The sequence below is a fragment of the Pseudomonas rhizosphaerae genome, from assembly GCF_000761155.1.
Classification (GTDB): Bacteria; Pseudomonadota; Gammaproteobacteria; order Pseudomonadales; family Pseudomonadaceae; genus Aquipseudomonas; species Aquipseudomonas rhizosphaerae.
On record NZ_CP009533.1, the window covers coordinates 165,492 to 181,730 of the forward strand.

The window sequence follows — 16,239 nt, forward strand, 5'->3', positions numbered from 1 at the left end:
TCACCACCAATACTTGCCAAAGTTTTCCGGGTTGGCCCAGAACTTGGCGTTGAGCCAGTCCGGGACTTGTTTGTATTCGCGCACATCGTAGGTGTACAGCTTGAGCACCTGCTGGTCGCGGGCGAAGCGTTCGCTGGCCTGCAGGGCCAGGGCATAGAAGTCGGTATCGCTCCAGCCACTGGCGAGCGGATCGGCCAGCACGGCGATGCAGCTCGCATTGAGGTTGCGGATGCCGGCCAGCAGGCGTGTGCCCTCGGGCTTGCTCAGGTGCTCCAGGCAGTCCACTGCCAGTGCCAGGTCAAAGCGTTGCCCGGCCAGGTGCGCGGGCAGGGGGCCTGGTGCGGCTCTGGATACCTGGGTTTCGGGGTGCGCCGCTTCGAATGCCGCCAGGGCGGGAAAGGCACTGGCGCCAATCAGCAACAGGCGTCGTGGTGCATGCCGTTCGAGCAGGGCCGCGAGGGCCTGTTGCGGGGTGCGGGCAGAAAATGCTTCGGTCATTGCAGCTCCTCGGTCTTCGCCGTCACATTATAGGGCCTCGACCCGATGGCCCAGCACTGATTGAGCGACCCCGGCCTGACGTGCCGCTGACGCGCTCTTGCATGGCTTATTGCTGGCGCATATGGCAACGGCAGTCTTTACTCCCTGAACGTCGGCCCCTGTCGCCGATTTCCCTGAGGAGCAACCTAGATGAGCATAGTTCGGACGGCGTTACCCTTGATACTGGTCAGCAGCGTGTTGACCGGTTGCGCAGGTTTGCAGAAAACCGATTGGCCGATGTGTGCGGCCGTGGGCGGCGTGACCGGCGCGGCGCTGGGCGCCATCGAAAGCGGCTCGCTGGCCGCAGGCGTAGGTGCTGCGGCAGCCGGTGTCGGCGCGGCCTATTGCTGGGTGCATGGCGATGGCGACGAAGACGGTGATGGCGTACCGGACAGCCGCGACAAATGCCCCGGCACGCCCAAAGGCACACCGGTAGACGCCAACGGTTGCCCACCGCCGGTTCCAGCACCGATGCCGGTGGCTGCCGAGCCTGCACCGCTGCCCAAGGAAGAGACGATCGTCATCCGCAACGTGCATTTCGAATTCGACAAGGCCACCTTGACCGCTGCCGACAGGTCCCAACTCGATACCGTAGCCACTCGCCTGAAGACCGAAGCCACGACTGCACGCCTGAGCGTCAGCGGTCATACCGACAGCGTCGGCAGCGACGCCTATAACCAACGGTTGTCCGAACAGCGTGCCAAAGCGGTGACCGATTACCTGGTGAGCAACGGCGTACCGCGGGCCAGCGTGGTATCGGTCAAGGGCGTGGGCGAAGCCCAGCCGGTGGCCGACAACAACACTGTGGACGGGCGAGCCATGAACCGTCGCACCGAGATTCTCATCCAGCGTTGAACCTTTGTCGGTAACTGCCGGTCGCCTTGTACAACGACCGGCAGCACGCTTTACTTCTCAGTTGCCGGCAACCGCCGGCGACTCAGGAGCCTTGAATGATGCTGAAAGATCTATCGCGGGCCGTACTTCCCGCTCTGCTGGTCGCTGGTGTACTGGGCGGTTGTAGCACCACCCGTGATGGCGCATCTCCACTCAACTCGCGTACCTGGCCGGTCTGCAGTGTGCTGGGTGGCCTGGCCGGTGGCGGACTGGGTGCCATCGAAAGTGGCGCCTGGGCAGCCGGTGGCGGTCTGGCGGGTGCCGTGGCAGCCGGCCTGGTCTGCTACGCCCAGGATGGCGACAAGGATGAAGACGGCGTGTTCGACCGCCGCGACCGTTGCCCCGATACCCCTGCCAATACGCCGGTCAAACACAACGGCTGCCCATTGCCGGTGTATCCCGCTGTCACCAAGGCGCCTGAGCCGCCAGTGGCCGACATCCCCGAAGTTGTGACTTTGAGCGATGCGGGTGACGTGCCGTTCGAATTCGGCAGCGCCGAGCTCACTGCCAGTGCGCGTACCGAGCTGACTTCCCTGGCCTCGCGCATGAAGACCTCCCAGGTGGCTACGGTCAAGATCGTCGGCCACACCGACAGCGTCGGCAGCGATGCCTTCAACCAGAAACTGTCCGAGCAGCGGGCCACCAGCGTGGTCTCCTTTCTGCTGTCGCAAGGCGTTGCGGCCGAGAAGCTGAGCAGTGAAGGTCGTGGCGAAAGCGAACCGGTCGACAGTAACGACACCGACGCCGGACGCGCCAAGAACCGTCGCGTGGAACTTCATCTAGGGCATTGATGCACACAGGCCGGCAGAGGTTTTTCCTGCCGGCCTCTGGTCACCGCTACCCCCAGCCGTTAATGTGCGCCTAGCCGATGCCGTGGGGGGCACATGAAAGGATTTCTGATTCTGGGTAAATGCCTGACGCTGCTGTTCTGGTGGGTGGTGTTGCTCAACCTGTTCGTACCGATGGTCAACCCGTTCCAGGCGTTGATCAACCTGGCCGGGGGCACGTTGCTGTTGCTGCACGTGATCGAAGCCCTTGCCTTCAACAAGCGCTTGCGCGGCCGCAGCCATCCCTGGCTCGACCGAGTCCAGATCCTGCTTGCCGGGATCTTCCATATCCAGTCCATTCCTGCACCGTCCGATACCGAGGCTAGCCATGCGTAAGCTGGGTCTGTTGGCAGTACTGTTTGCGCCCCTGGCATTGGCCGAGTCGGTCACCGTCGAACCTCACTCATTGCTGCGCCTGCCGGCCAGCTCCAGTGTCCTGCAGTTGCAACGCCTGGACGTGGCCGATTATGGCACCTTGTTGATTCCGGCCAACCTGACCGAACTCAGCGTCGAGCAGTTGCGCCTGGGCCATGAGGCCCGCATTGCAGTGGTTCCGGGCGATCAGGAGCTTCGCCTGCGGGCGTTGCACGCCGAGTTGGGCAGCGGTAGCCAGATTCTCGCTCGTGGCGCGCCGGGCACCCACCGGAAGGCGGCTCGCCCGGGGCGCAATCTCGACGTGCAGTTGCAATCGCTTGACGCTCAGGAACTGAACATCGACGCACGCGGTGGCGCGGGCGCCGATGGCTATGCAGGGCTGGACGGCGGTAATGGCCAGGCGCCCGGCTGCACCTGGGGTTCGGCGGGGCGCGGTGGCAATGGCGACAATGGTGGTGATGGCTTGCCTGGGGCGTCCGGCGCCAACGTACGCCTGCGCGTGCCGGCGACCTTTGCCAGCGACGCGATCAAGGTGCGCACCGATGGCGGCCAGGGCGGTGCAGCCGGTGTTCCAGGACGTGCAGGGGACGGTGGCAAATCCAAAGGCTGCGTGGTGTACCGCGCCGAGGGCGGCAAGTCAGGCCGCGAGGGCTTGCCAGGACGTGTTGGCGAGGCGGGCGCCGAAGGTGCCTTGAGCATCCAGCGCTTTTAAACGTCGTTGAGCTGTCTGGCCACGGCCAGCACCACGACGGCCAGGCCCAGCAGCAGACCAACGATGGCTAGGCGTCGCAGCTTTTTAGTGGCAGCCAGGCCGTCTGCCCACTCCTGAGCCGCGACGGCTTTGTGCAACGCGGGCAGTTGCAGCCCCTGCATACGCAGGAACAGCGCCACCATGATCACGTACAGGCCCATCATGATCTGCACATCGCGCGGCGCTGTCTCGAAGCCGGTGAAGCGCAGACGCAGCAGGGCAACGCCGCTGATCGGAAGAATCAGCACGGCGGCCCAGATCCAGCCGAACACACGTGGGAAAATACCCGCCACATGCTCTAGGCGTTGAGCCCGCGAGGCGCCTGCGAGCCTGGCCGGGCGCAGGATCGTCCAAGTGGCGAGCATGCCGCCCAGCCACATCAGCGCGCCTAGCACGTGCAGGGTTTGGAAGACGCCGTCGGCGCTCATGGTTATCTCCAGCCAGCACATCGAAGTCGAGCAGGGTATGATAGCGACCCGATGAGAAACACTGAAAATATATCCAGCCTTTCGCCATGACCAGTCGATGATCAGTAACGAACTCAAAACCACCATCCAGGGCGCATACACGCGTTTTCTCGAAGCCAAGAGCCTCAAGCCGCGCTATGGCCAGCGTCTGATGATCGCCGAAATCGCCAAGGTGTTGGGCGACATCGCCTGCGACGAAGAAGGTCGCCGCACGGGTGATCCGGCAGTGGTGGCGGTCGAGGCGGGCACGGGTACCGGCAAGACGGTCGCCTACAGCCTGGCCGCGATTCCGGTTGCCAAGGCGGCCGGCAAGCGCCTGGTGATTGCCACGGCCACGGTTGCGTTGCAGGAACAGATCGTCTTCAAGGACCTTCCGGACCTGATGCGCAACAGCGGCCTGAGCTTCACCTTTTCCCTGGCCAAGGGCCGCGGCCGCTACCTGTGCCTGTCCAAGCTCGACGTGTTGCTGCAGGAAGGCCATGCGCAGAGCGCGACCGCGCAGTTGTTCGAAGAGGAAGGCTTCAAGATCGAAGTCGACGAGGCGAGCCAGAAACTGTTCACCAGCATGATCGAGAAACTGGCCGGCAATAAGTGGGACGGCGACCGCGACAGTTGGCCGGTTGCCCTGGAAGACCAGCAGTGGTCACGCCTGACCACCGACCATAGCCAGTGCACCAGCCGCCATTGCCCGAACTTCCAGCAGTGCGCCTTCTACAAGGCACGTGAAGGCATGGGCAAGGTCGATGTGATCGTGACCAACCATGACATGGTGCTCGCAGACCTGGCGTTGGGCGGCGGCGCGGTACTGCCCGATCCGCGCGACACCGTCTATGTATTCGACGAAGGCCATCACCTGCCCGACAAGGCCATCGGCCATTTCGCCCATTACAGCCGGTTGCGTTCCACGGCCGACTGGCTGGAAACCACGGCCAAGAACCTGACCAAGCTGCTGGCCCAGCATCCGCTGCCCGGCGATCTGGGGCGGTTGATCGAGCAGGTGCCGGAGCTGGCGCGCGAGATCAAGACCCAACAGCAATTCATGTTCAGCGCCTGCGAGCAACTGGCGGACTTCAAGCCCGGCGAAGACATGGAAGGCCGCGAGCGCCCGCGCCATCGCTTCGTTGGCGGTGTGGTCCCCGAGCACATGCGCGAAATGGGCATCGAACTGAAAAAGGGCTTTTCCAAGCTGACCGATCTGTTCACGCGCCTGAGCGAGCTGCTCAAGGAAGGCATGGACGGCGAAAAGAACGTCGGCATCGCCAGCCATCAGGCCGAGGAATGGTACCCGCTGTTCGGCAGTCTTCTGGCACGCGCCCAGGGGAGCTGGGAGCTGTGGACGGCGTTCACCGCCGAAGACCCCGAGGACAGCCCGCCCATGGCGCGCTGGCTGACCCTGGCCGACGGTGGCGCGCTGTACGATATCGAGGTCAATGCCAGTCCGATCCTGGCCGCGGAGATGCTGCGTCGCAACCTGTGGAATGTTGCCTACGGTGCTTTGGTAACCTCCGCCACCCTGACCGCCCTGGGCAAGTTCGATCGGTTCCGCATGCGCGCCGGTATTCCCAAGGCCTCGGTGACGGCGATCGTGCCCAGCCCGTTTCACCATGAGCAGGCAGGCGTGCTGCGCGTTCCCGACTTGCGCGCCGACCCCCGCGATGCGGCGGCGCACACGGCGGCCATCATCCGCGACCTGCCGGAGCTGGTGGAAGGCTATCGCGGATCGCTGGTGCTGTTTTCTTCGCGCAAGCAGATGCAGGACGTGTTCGACGGCCTGGACCGCGACTGGCGCAAGCAGGTGTTCATTCAAGGCAACCTGTCCAAGCAGGAAACCCTGAACAAGCACAAGGCCCGTGTCGATGGTGGTGACTCAAGCGTACTGTTCGGCCTGGCCAGTTTCGCCGAAGGGGTCGATTTGCCAGGTGCCTATTGCGAGCACGTGATCATCGCCAAGATCCCCTTTGCGGTACCCGACGATCCGGTCGAAGCAGCCTTGGCCGAGTGGATCGAGGCACGTGGCGGCAACCCGTTCATGGAGATCGCCGTGCCCGATGCCTCCCTGCGCCTGATCCAGGCCTGCGGGCGGTTGCTGCGGACCGAGCAGGACCGCGGCACCATCACGCTGCTCGACCGGCGCCTGGTGACCCAGCGCTACGGCAAGGCAATTCTCAATGCACTGCCACCGTTCCGCCGCGAGATTTCGTGAGCGCCCTTGCAGGCCAAGTAAAACAATTCTCTCCGGCGGGGCGGTTCCCAAAGCGCTGAATCGCTGAAACAATGCCCCGTCATTTTTTTCGCCGTGCGGTCGATGGGAGTCAGGGTGCAGATACAAGGTCACTTCGAACTGCAATTCGAAGCCGTACGTGAAGCGTTCGCGGCATTGTTCGACAATCCCCAGGAGCGCGGTGCCGCGCTGTGCATCCAGATCGGCGGCGAAACGGTCGTCGATCTCTGGGCCGGGACCGCCGACAAGGACGGTGCCGAGGCCTGGCACAGCGATACCATCCTCAACCTGTTTTCCTGCACCAAGACCTTCACCGCGGTAGCTGCCCTGCAACTGGTCGCCGAGGGCAAGCTGGCGCTGGACGTTCCGGTTGCCCAGTACTGGCCGGAGTTCGCTGCGGCCGGCAAGCAGTCGATCACCCTGCGCCATTTGCTCAGCCACCAGGCCGGCCTGCCGGCCCTGCGTGATCTGCTGCCACCCGAAGCACTCTACGACTGGCCACGCATGACCGCCGCGCTGGCAGCGGAAACTCCATGGTGGCGATCCGGTACAGGCCATGGCTATGCCGCCATCACCTACGGCTGGCTGGTCGGCGAGCTGTTGCGACGGGCCGACCAGCGTGGCCCTGGCGAGTCGATCGTGGCGCGCGTGGCCAAGCCACTTGGTCTGGACTTTCACGTTGGGCTGGCCGACGAGGAGTTTCATCGTGTCGCGCACATTGCCCGTGGCAAGGGTAATGTCGGCGACGAGGCAGCCCAGCGGTTGTTGCAGGTGACCATGCGCGAGCCGGCGGCAATGGCCACGCGCGCTTTCACCAATCCGCCCTCGGTGCTGACCAGCACCAACAAGCCAGAGTGGCGGCGCATGCAACAGCCAGCTGCAAACGGGCACGGCAACGCCCGCAGCCTGGCCGGTTTCTACACTGGCCTGCTGGATGGCAGCCTGCTCGAATCCGAGATGCTGGCGCAGCTTACCCAAGAGCACAGTTTGGGCATGGACAAGACCCTGATGACGTCGACCCGGTTCGGCCTGGGCTGCATGCTCGACCAGCCCCAGGTGGCCAACGCCACCTTCGGTCTAGGCGCAGGTGCCTTCGGCCATCCTGGCGCCGGTGGATCGGTGGGCTTCGCCGATCCGGAACATGATGTTGCCTTTGGGTTCGTCGTGAATACACTGGGCCCCTATATACTGATGGACCCTCGCGCGCAGCACCTGGTACGCGTTCTGCGTGGTTGCCTCTGAAGCAATTGATCAGAAATCGACCAGCGGTCATCCGTTGGGCTATGCCTGCTCTACTCTATCAATCAATAATTTAGGCCGGTTTGTTAAACCGGTTTGTATTTACCAACACCTTGTGGAACCACCATGTCACCGAATAAATCCATCGCGTTTGCCTTGTGCCTGGCCGCTACCGGTTGTGCTCAAACTCCCCAGGATTCCTCGGCCCAGGGCGGGCATAGCTGGTGGCCATTTGGCCGTGACGCAGTTGCCAGCAAGGCGGCTGACAAGGAAGTCGAGCAGGCCATCACCGAGAAGGTGGCCAAGGCCGATTCCAAGTCCGACAGCGAAAGCCGCTGGTGGTGGCCGTTCGGCGCCAGCAGCACGCCCGCCCAGGCCAAGGTTGCCGAAGTGCCCAAGGTCGACCCCAAGGTCACCCAGGCCTGGCTGGACGCCTATGAGCCCAAGCTGCGCGAAGCGATCAAGGACAGCAAATTCGAGCTCGAGCGTCGCGAAGACCTGCTGGTGATCACCGCGCCGGTCGACTCTTCGTTCAACCCGGATCGCCCCTCGATGCTGCTGCCGATCAGCCTCGGCCCGATCACCCGCGTGGCCAAGGCCATCGACGCCGACCACAAGACCGCCGTATTGGTCCTGGGCCACGCCGACACCAGCGGCGCCGCGCCGTTGAACCAGAAACTGAGCCAGGAGCGCGCGCAGTCGATCGCTTCGATCTTCCGCCTCAGCGGTCTGCAGCGTGACCGCCTGATGCTGCGTGGCATGGGCTCGGTCATGCCGCGCGCCGCCAACGACAGTGTCGAGGGTCGCTCGCTGAACCGCCGTGTGGAAATTCTCCTGACCCCGCAGAACACCATGCTGGCCCTGCTGGCCAAGTACAACCAGCCGACTTTCACCGCCGCTGAAATGCTTGCCACCCAAGACGTCAAGGCCGTGCCTGCACCGGTTGCCAAGCCTGCTGCCAAAGCTCCAGCCAAGGCTGCAGCGAAAAAAACCGCCGCCAAGCCTGCCGTGGCCAAGAAAGCCGCACCGGCTGCCAAGAAAACCGAAGCCAAGAAGGCTGTTGCCAAAAAAGCTGTGAGCAACGACCAGGCCAAGGCGCACTGATGCAAGGATCGATGCCATGACGCAAGCCCTGGCCGACATGCGCCGTAGCTACACCCGCGATGGCCTGGACGAAGCGCAAGCGCCGTCCGAGCCTTTCGCGCTGTTTCGCCAGTGGTTCGCCGATGCGGTCGACACCGAACAGGCGCCGGTGGAAGCCAACGCGATGACGCTGGCGACCGTCGACGCCGACGGCCGTCCGCATTGTCGCGTACTGCTGCTCAAGGGCCTGGATGAACAGGGCTTCACCTTCTTCAGCAACTACGACAGCGCCAAGGGCCAGCAGCTGGCAGAACGGCCGTTTGCGGCCATGACCTTCTTCTGGCCTACCCTGGAGCGGCAAGTCCGCATCGAGGGGCGGGTGAGCAAGGTCAGCGCGGCCGAGTCCGACGCCTATTACCAGGTCCGCCCACTGGGCAGCCGTCTGGGGGCCTGGGCGTCGCCGCAGAGTCAAGTCATAGCCGACCGAGGCGAACTGGAGGCGCTGCTCCAGGCTACCGAGCAACGCTTCAGTGGTACCGAGCCGCAGTGCCCTGAGCACTGGGGCGGTTATCGTCTTGTGGCTGATCGCATCGAGTTCTGGCAGGGGCGACCCAGTCGCCTGCACGACCGCCTCAACTACCGCCTCGACGCCGGTTCGTGGATTCGCGAACGCCTGGCTCCCTGACCGGCTCTGACCTTTTGCCACTGGGCGTTGTCCAGACGTTCAGTGGTTAGTCGAGCATCCCGGCCTGCGTCTATCCTATCTGACGTAAAATTTTATAGACCGTGTCGTGACAGCCGTCGGCCTGCGGCGTCTAATGTACACATGTCCCATGGAGTCCTGCCAAAATGCGCAAGTCAGTTCTGTTAGTTGCCTGCTTCACCACAATGTCCCTGCTGCTGGGCGGGTGTGCCTCCAATCTGTCGGGCGACTCCTACTCGCGCGATGAAGCGCGCCGCGTGCAAACCGTGCGCATGGGCACCATCGAGTCGCTGCGTCCGGTCAAGATCGAAGGCACCAAGACGCCAATCGGTGGCGGCGCAGGCGCCGTGGTCGGTGGTGTCGCCGGCAGCGCGGTAGGCGGTGGCCGTGGCAGCATCGTCGCTGCCGTGATCGGTGCCGTGGCCGGTGGCCTGTTGGGCTCGGCGACCGAGGAAGGTTTCACCCGCACCCAGGGCGTCGAAATCACCGTTCGTGAGGATGACGGCAGCATGCGTGCCTACGTTCAGGCCGTGCAGGAAAACGAAGTGTTCCGCGTCGGCGAGCGCGTACGCATCATGACGGTAGACGGCACCAGCCGCGTTTCGCACTAAGCGGATCCTGCTACGAAAAAACCGGCCTTGGCCGGTTTTTTCATGCCTGCGGATTGGCCGTTTAAGCCGACTGCAGGCCGAGGATGTCGCGAACAACGGCTTCGGCGATGCGCACGCCGTCCACGCCTGCGGACAGGATCCCGCCCGCATAGCCAGCGCCTTCACCGGCCGGGAACAGGCCCTTGAGGTTGAGGCTCTGGTAGTCGGCACCGCGGGTGATGCGCAGGGGCGAGGACGTACGGGTCTCGATACCGGTCAGCACGGCATCGTGCATCGAGAAGCCCTTGATCTGCCGTTCGAATGCCGGCAGGGCTTCGCGAATCGCCTCGATGGCGAAGTCAGGCAGCGACAAGGCGAGGTCGCCGAGAGTAACCCCTGGCTTGTAGGAAGGCTCGACGCTGCCCAGTGCAGTAGAGGGCTTGCCGGCAACGAAGTCACCCAGCAACTGAGCCGGGGCCTGGTAGTTGCTGCCGCCCAACAGGTACGCCGTGGATTCCAGCTGCTCCTGCAGTTCGATCCCGGCCAGCGGTCCGCCCGGGTAGTCCTGCTCCGGCGTGATGCCGACGACGATGCCGGAGTTGGCGTTGCGCTCGTTGCGCGAGTACTGGCTCATGCCGTTGGTGACCACGCGACCGGGTTCGGACGTGGCGGCGACCACGGTGCCGCCGGGGCACATGCAGAAGCTGTAGACCGAACGGCCATTCTTGGCGTGGTGCACCAGCTTGTAGTCGGCCGCGCCCAGCTTCGGATGCCCGGCGTATTTGCCCAGCCGGGCCCGGTCGATGATGCCCTGTGGATGCTCCACGCGAAAACCGATGGAGAACGGCTTGGCTTCCATGAACACCTTGCGCGCATGCAGCATGCGGAAGGTATCCCGGGCGCTGTGTCCCAGGGCCATGACTACGTGGTTGGCGTGCAGTTGCTCGCCGCTTTCCAGCACCACGCCTTGCAGCCGTTCGCCATCGACCAGCAGGTCGGTAACCTTCTGCTCGAAGCGTATCTCGCCACCCAGGGCGATGATCTGCTGGCGCATGTTCTCGACCATGCCGGTGAGACGGAAAGTACCAATGTGCGGCTTGCTGACGTAGAGGATCTCTTCGGGCGCGCCGGCCTTGACGAACTCGTGCAGAACCTTGCGGCCATGGTGTTGCGGGTCCTTGATCTGGCTGTAGAGCTTGCCATCGGAGAAGGTGCCAGCGCCGCCCTCGCCGAATTGCACGTTGGACTCGGCATTGAGCACATTCTTGCGCCACAGGCCCCAGGTGTCCTTGGTGCGCTGGCGCACTTCCTTGCCGCGCTCGAGCACGATGGGCTTGAAGCCCATCTGCGCCAGCAGCAGGGCGGCGAAGATCCCGCAGGGTCCGAAGCCGACCACCAGAGGCCGCTGGGCGTAGTCCTGCGGCGCGTGCCCGACCACCTTGTAGCTGACGTCCGGGGCCACGTTGACATTGTGGTCATCGACGAAACGCTCGAGCACGTCGGCTTCGCCGTTCACTTGCAGGTCGATGGTGTAGATGAACTGCAGTTCGCTGTTCTTCTTGCGCGCATCGTAGCTGCGCTTGAACAGGGTGAAGTCCAGCAGGTCGGCGTCGGCGATGCCCAGGCGCTGCACGATGGCAGGACGCACGGCGTCGTCGGAATGGTCCAGGGGCAACTTGAGTTCGGTGATTCGTAGCATGACAGGTCCAAAGATCCGGGCGCGCCCCGGGGGCATAACAGAACCCGGCATTATAAACGCGATGCGCTGTCCGGCGTCAGGTAAAAAACGCCGGACGGTTTGGCCTACTGGTTGCGCGCCCCGCCGAAGGTGGCGCAACCGCGCTGTACTTCGCCGTTCACGCGCAATTCAGCGGCCAGGAACTGTACACCCTGGTTGCGTTGATCGACGCAGCGCTGCGGTGCCACCCACAGCTCGATGCGCTGGTTGTTGGCTTCGGTGGAAAGGTTGAAGCGGCCGCCGCCGACCTGTTCTTCGACGTAGGGCAAGGCCAGAGGCGCCTGGCCTTCGCGATCCACGACCATGCCCTGGCCGGTGACCTTGACCTGCCAGCGCGGGGACTCGCCACCGGCGCTCAGGCTGGAGAGTTTGAAGTCCGGGTCTTTGCAGGCCGCCAGCGAGCGGTCGAGTCGATATAACTGGTGCAAGCGCAGCTGGCCGTCGGTGCCGCCGTTGGTGCTGGCATCGAAACGTCCGCGCAGGTCGGCGTAGACCACAGGGCGGTCGCCGGCCAGCTGCGACGCTTCCTGCAGAACCCCGGTGCCATTGCTGTCGGTGACCGCGTAGCGGCGCGGGTCGCCGCAGGGTTGGAAGAACAGCCGGCCGTTGTCACCTTGCAGCGCGCCTTGCATGCGGGTGAGGCCTGCAGTGGAAGGGGCGTCGGGTGCACGGTTGAACGGCGATTGGCAGCTGGCGAGCAGCGGTAGCAGGGCAACGATGGCGAGGGAGCGGGGCAGGTGCATCATGGGTCTCCTGAACGATGGAGGCACGGTAGCACAGGGGGCGTGAAAAGCGTGTTCACGGGGGATTTTGTGTCGGTAATGCTGGCCTCTTCGCGGCCACGGACCGCTCCCATAATTTGTGGGAGCGGTCCGTGGCCGCGAAAAGGGCGGCGCGCAGGGTCTGGCGCGCCGCGGTGATGCTTTCGCGGCCGATGACCGCTCCCACAGGTGGTGTGAAAGTGTGGTCGCCCGTGGGGGCGGAGCAGATTAATCAACCGCCCAGGTAGGCCTCACGCACCTTGGGGTCGGTGAGCAGGGTTTCGCCAGTGCCTTGCATCACCACCCGGCCGTTTTCCAGCACGTAGGCCCGGTCGGCGATCTTCAGGGCCTGATTGGCGTTCTGCTCGACCAGGAACACGGTCACGCCGTCACGGCGCAACTGCTCGATGATGTCGAAAATCTGCTGAATGATGATCGGTGCCAGGCCCAATGAAGGCTCGTCGAGCAACAGCAGCTTGGGTTTGCTCATCAGCGCGCGTCCGATGGCCAGCATCTGCTGTTCACCGCCGGACATGGTCCCGCCCCGCTGGTTGAAGCGCTCCTTGAGCCGCGGGAACAAGCCCAGGACCTTGTCCATCTGCTCCTGATAGTCGCCCTTGTCGGTGAAGAACCCGCCCATGGCGAGGTTCTCCTCGACGGTCAGGCGGGCGAACACCCGGCGGCCTTCGGGCACCACGGCAATGCTCTTGCGCATGATCACCGCAGACTCCTGCCCCACCAGCTCCTCGCCCATGTAGCGAATGCTGCCTGAATGCGCCCGTGGCGAGCCGCACAAGGTCATCAACAGGGTCGACTTGCCTGCGCCGTTGGCACCGATCAAGGTAACGATCTCGCCCTGGCGAACCTCCACGTTGATCCCATGCAACGCCTGGATCTTGCCGTAGAACGTGGAAACGTTTTCGAACTGCAGCATTTACGCTTCCCCCAGGTAGGCTTTGATCACGTCAGGATTGTCGCGGATCTGTTCCGGTGTGCCATCGGCCAGGGGCGTGCCTTGGTTGATCACGACGATGTGGTCGGAAATGCTCATCACCAGCTTCATGTCATGCTCGATCAGTAGCACGGCTGCGTTGTGCTCTTCGCGGAGCACGCCGATCAGCGCCTTCAGGTCATCGGTTTCCCGCGGGTTGAGGCCCGCAGCGGGTTCGTCGAGCATCAGCATGCGTGGGCGCGTCATCATGCAACGGGCGATTTCCAGGCGGCGTTGCTGGCCATAGGCAAGCGTTCCTGCGGTGCGGTTGGCGAACTCCTTGAGGTTGACTTTTTCCAGCCAGTATTCGGCGTACTCCATCGCGTCCCTTTCGCTCTTGCGGAAGTTCGGCGTCTTGAACAGCCCGGCGAAGAAATTGGTGTTCAAGTGCCGATGCTGGGCGATCAGCAGGTTCTCCAGCGCGGTCATCTCCTTGAACAGGCGCACGTTCTGGAAGGTGCGCACCACGCCCTTGCGGGCGATCTGATGGCCGGGCAGGCCCTGGATCGGCTGGCCATCGAGCAGGATCGTCCCGCCGCTGGGCTTGTAGAAACCGGTGAGGCAGTTGAACACCGTGGTCTTGCCGGCGCCGTTGGGGCCGATCAGGGCGACAACCTGCTTTTCCTTCACGCTCAGAGCCACACCGTTGACCGCCAGCAGGCCGCCGAAGCGCATGCTCAGGTCAGTGACTTGCAGAATGTTCTGGCTCATTTGCGCAGCTCCAGGTGGGGACGCTGCATCGGAAGCAAGCCTTGCGGACGCCAGATCATCATCAGCACCATCAGGGCGCCGAACATCAACATGCGGTAGTCGCTGAATTCACGCATCAACTCGGGTAGCAGGATCATCACGATGGCGGCGAGGATCACCCCCAGCTGCGAACCCATGCCACCCAACACGACGATGGCGAGAATGATCGCCGACTCGATGAAGGTGAACGACTCCGGGGTAACCAGGCCTTGGCGCGCGGCGAAGAAGCTACCGGCAAAGCCTGCGAACGCTGCCCCCAGGGTGAACGCGGAAAGCTTGATCACGGTCGGGTTCAGGCCCAGCGCGCGGCAGGCGATTTCGTCTTCGCGCAAGGCTTCCCAGGCTCGGCCGATGGGCATGCGCAACAGGCGATTGATGACGAACAGCGCGGCCAGGGCCATCATCAGGGCGATCAGGTAGAGGAAGATGACCTTGCCGATCGGGCTGTATTCCAGGCCGAAGAACTGGTGAAAGGTCTGGCTGCCCTCGGCGGCGCGGCGTTCGAACGTGAGGCCGAAGAAGGTCGGCTTCTCGATGTTGCTGATGCCGTTCGGGCCACCGGTGATGTCGGTGAGGTTGCGCAGGAATATGCGGATGATCTCGCCGAAACCCAAGGTCACGATCGCCAGGTAGTCACCGCGCAGGCGCAGCACCGGGAAACCCAGCAGGAAGCCGAAGGTGGCCGCCAGCAGGCCCGCCAGCGGCAGGCACTCCCAGAAGCTCAGGCCGAAGTAGTGCGAGAGCAGGGCATAGCCATAGGCGCCGACCGCGTAGAAGCCCACGTAGCCCAGGTCGAGCAGGCCCGCCAGGCCGACCACGATGTTCAGCCCCAGGCCGAGCATGACGTAGATCAGGATCAGGGTGGCGATGTCGACCGCGCCGCGTGAACCAAAGAACGGCCACACGAACGCCAGCAGCACAAGGGCCAGGATCACCCAGCGCTGGGTGCTGGGCAGGGTCAGGAAGTTCGAGGCCTTGGCCGGTATCAGTGGTCGGCTCGAATCGCGGCGCAGACCACCGATGCGCTCGGCGAACAGCACCCGCAGGAACATCAGCACCGAACAGCCGGCGATGGTCAGCAGGGTGCCCGTGCTGGCGTTCTGCACAACCAGGGTGACGCCAGAGAAGGCCAGCTTCAGGCCCAATACCGGGTAGGCCACGGCCCATACCAGTGCCGCGCTGAAGAGCGCGGATCGAAGAGACTTGCTCATACTTTCTCAACCTCCGGACGGCCCAGGATGCCGGTCGGCCGGAACAATAGAACCAGAACCAGCAGGCCGAACGAAACGACGTCCTTGTACTGGTCACCGAAGATATCCGCGCCGAAGGCTTCGGCGACGCCCAGCACCAGGCCGCCCAGCATGGCCCCCGGAATGCTGCCGATACCGCCCAGTACCGCTGCGGTGAAGGCCTTGAGCCCGACTAGGAAGCCGGCACTCGGGTTGATCACCCCGTACTGCATGCTCAGCAGCACGGCCGCGACGGCGGCCAGCGCAGCGCCGATGACGAAGGTCAGGGCGATGATCGCGTTGGTGTTGATGCCCAGCAGGTTGGCCATCTTCATGTCCTCGGCGCAGGCGCGGCAGGCACGACCCATGCGCGAGCGGGAGATGAACAGGGTCAGGCCGTACATCGCGGCCAGCGTCACCAGGAACACCAGGATCTGCATATAGGAAATCTGCACTTCCTCGGCGCCACCGGGGCCGAAGGTCAGGCTGCCAGGGAGCAGGTTGGGAATGGCGAAGTTGCCCGAGCCCTGGGACAGCTGCACCGAGTTCTGCAGGAAGATCGACATGCCGATCGCCGAGATCAGTGGAATCAACCGGTTGCTGTTGCGCAGCGGCCGGTAGGCGACTCGTTCGATGCTGTAGCCATAGGCACTGGTGACCAGGATGGCGGCGGCGAAGCCGGCGATCATCAGGATCGGAAGACTGTGGATGCCCAGCATGGCCAGGCCTGCCAGGACAATGAAGGTGACATACGAACCGATCATGTACACCTCGCCATGGGCGAAGTTGATCATGCCGATGATGCCGTACACCATGGTGTAGCCGATGGCGATCAATGCATAGGTGCTGCCGATGGTCAGGCCATTCACCAACTGCTGCATGTAATGGAATAATTCAGGCATTTACCGCGCTCCTAAAAACCTGTTCGCATTTCTCCAGCCATGTCCGAGCGCTCTCCTTGGCGCAGTGTTGCCGGGCAGGGCAGGTGAACCGCTGGTCACGGTTTCAAGATTTTCAGGGGGCCAGGCGGTGCTTTGCACCGGCTGTACCCGTCACTCGTAAAACAAAGCCCACTGCGGTGCA

At 63.6% G+C, this 16,239-nt stretch carries 17 protein-coding genes; 9 read left to right on the top strand and 8 right to left on the bottom strand.

All coding sequences use genetic code 11. The annotated features are described in order from the left end of the window. A complete protein-coding gene (locus LT40_RS00795) occupies positions 1–498 on the bottom strand; it encodes a DUF6231 family protein (RefSeq protein WP_043185250.1) in 498 nt (165 codons plus the stop codon). Positions 499–687: 189 nt separating this feature from the next. On the opposite strand from LT40_RS00795, the gene LT40_RS00800 reads away from it, so the two are divergent. The 4 genes from LT40_RS00800 to LT40_RS00815 all read left to right on the top strand — a co-directional run bounded on the left by LT40_RS00800 (position 688) and on the right by LT40_RS00815 (position 3,345). Next, the gene (locus LT40_RS00800; protein ID WP_043185253.1) at positions 688–1,392 is read left to right on the top strand and encodes a PA1041 family peptidoglycan-binding anchor lipoprotein; all 705 of its coding nucleotides are present in this window, start codon (positions 688–690) and stop codon (positions 1,390–1,392) included. 101 nt (positions 1,393–1,493) lie between these two features. Next, positions 1,494–2,222 carry a PA1041 family peptidoglycan-binding anchor lipoprotein gene (locus LT40_RS00805; RefSeq protein ID WP_148308595.1) on the top strand — a complete coding sequence of 243 codons (729 nt, stop codon included), beginning with the start codon at positions 1,494–1,496 and terminating at the stop codon, positions 2,220–2,222. Between the two features lie 93 nt (positions 2,223–2,315). Beyond that, positions 2,316–2,594 (top strand): DUF1145 domain-containing protein, encoded by a 279-nt coding sequence (locus LT40_RS00810; protein ID WP_043185254.1) that lies wholly within the window; start codon positions 2,316–2,318, stop codon positions 2,592–2,594. Further along, positions 2,587–3,345 (top strand): hypothetical protein, encoded by a 759-nt coding sequence (locus LT40_RS00815; RefSeq protein ID WP_043185255.1) that lies wholly within the window; start codon positions 2,587–2,589, stop codon positions 3,343–3,345. The genes LT40_RS00810 and LT40_RS00815 overlap by 8 nt, the downstream gene beginning before the upstream one ends. Here the strand turns inward: LT40_RS00815 and LT40_RS00820 are convergent. Beyond that, complete coding sequence (locus LT40_RS00820) at positions 3,342–3,812, bottom strand: DUF2269 family protein (protein ID WP_043185256.1); 471 nt, start codon at positions 3,810–3,812, stop codon at positions 3,342–3,344. The two genes, LT40_RS00815 and LT40_RS00820, sit on opposite strands and share 4 nt — an antisense overlap. 97 nt (positions 3,813–3,909) lie before the next feature. Between LT40_RS00820 and dinG the strand changes: the two genes are divergently transcribed. The 5 genes from dinG to LT40_RS00845 all read left to right on the top strand — a co-directional run bounded on the left by dinG (position 3,910) and on the right by LT40_RS00845 (position 9,708). Continuing rightward, the gene (dinG, locus tag LT40_RS00825; protein WP_043185257.1) at positions 3,910–6,054 is read left to right on the top strand and encodes an ATP-dependent DNA helicase DinG; all 2,145 of its coding nucleotides are present in this window, start codon (positions 3,910–3,912) and stop codon (positions 6,052–6,054) included. A gap of 114 nt (positions 6,055–6,168) precedes the next feature. Further along, on the top strand, positions 6,169–7,314 hold the full coding sequence (locus LT40_RS00830) for an EstA family serine hydrolase (RefSeq protein WP_043185258.1): 1,146 nt from the start codon (positions 6,169–6,171) through the stop codon (positions 7,312–7,314). Positions 7,315–7,437: 123 nt separating this feature from the next. Further along, complete coding sequence (locus tag LT40_RS00835; protein ID WP_043185259.1) at positions 7,438–8,415, top strand: OmpA family protein; 978 nt, start codon at positions 7,438–7,440, stop codon at positions 8,413–8,415. A gap of 16 nt (positions 8,416–8,431) precedes the next feature. Next, on the top strand, positions 8,432–9,079 hold the full coding sequence (gene pdxH / locus LT40_RS00840; RefSeq protein ID WP_043185260.1) for a pyridoxamine 5'-phosphate oxidase: 648 nt from the start codon (positions 8,432–8,434) through the stop codon (positions 9,077–9,079). 164 nt (positions 9,080–9,243) lie between these two features. Continuing rightward, positions 9,244–9,708, top strand: a complete 465-nt coding sequence (locus LT40_RS00845; protein ID WP_043185261.1) for an outer membrane lipoprotein — start codon at positions 9,244–9,246, stop codon at positions 9,706–9,708. 61 nt (positions 9,709–9,769) lie between these two features. Here the strand turns inward: LT40_RS00845 and LT40_RS00850 are convergent, their stop codons facing one another. The 6 genes from LT40_RS00850 to livH form a co-directional block, all read right to left on the bottom strand. After that, a complete protein-coding gene (locus tag LT40_RS00850) occupies positions 9,770–11,386 on the bottom strand; it encodes an NAD(P)/FAD-dependent oxidoreductase (RefSeq protein WP_043185262.1) in 1,617 nt (538 codons plus the stop codon). Positions 11,387–11,490: 104 nt separating this feature from the next. Further along, complete coding sequence (locus LT40_RS00855; protein ID WP_043185263.1) at positions 11,491–12,168, bottom strand: membrane protein; 678 nt, start codon at positions 12,166–12,168, stop codon at positions 11,491–11,493. Positions 12,169–12,418: 250 nt separating this feature from the next. Further along, positions 12,419–13,120 carry an ABC transporter ATP-binding protein gene (locus tag LT40_RS00860; protein WP_043185265.1) on the bottom strand — a complete coding sequence of 234 codons (702 nt, stop codon included), beginning with the start codon at positions 13,118–13,120 and terminating at the stop codon, positions 12,419–12,421. After that, positions 13,121–13,888: a high-affinity branched-chain amino acid ABC transporter ATP-binding protein LivG gene (gene livG, locus LT40_RS00865; RefSeq protein WP_043185266.1), complete on the bottom strand. Its 768-nt coding sequence runs from the start codon at positions 13,886–13,888 to the stop codon at positions 13,121–13,123. After that, a complete protein-coding gene (locus tag LT40_RS00870; protein WP_043185267.1) occupies positions 13,885–15,138 on the bottom strand; it encodes a high-affinity branched-chain amino acid ABC transporter permease LivM in 1,254 nt (417 codons plus the stop codon). Before LT40_RS00870 ends, livG begins: the two co-directional genes overlap by 4 nt. Further along, complete coding sequence (gene livH / locus LT40_RS00875) at positions 15,135–16,058, bottom strand: high-affinity branched-chain amino acid ABC transporter permease LivH (RefSeq protein WP_043185268.1); 924 nt, start codon at positions 16,056–16,058, stop codon at positions 15,135–15,137. The genes LT40_RS00870 and livH overlap by 4 nt, the downstream gene beginning before the upstream one ends. Positions 16,059–16,239: the final 181 nt, after the last annotated feature.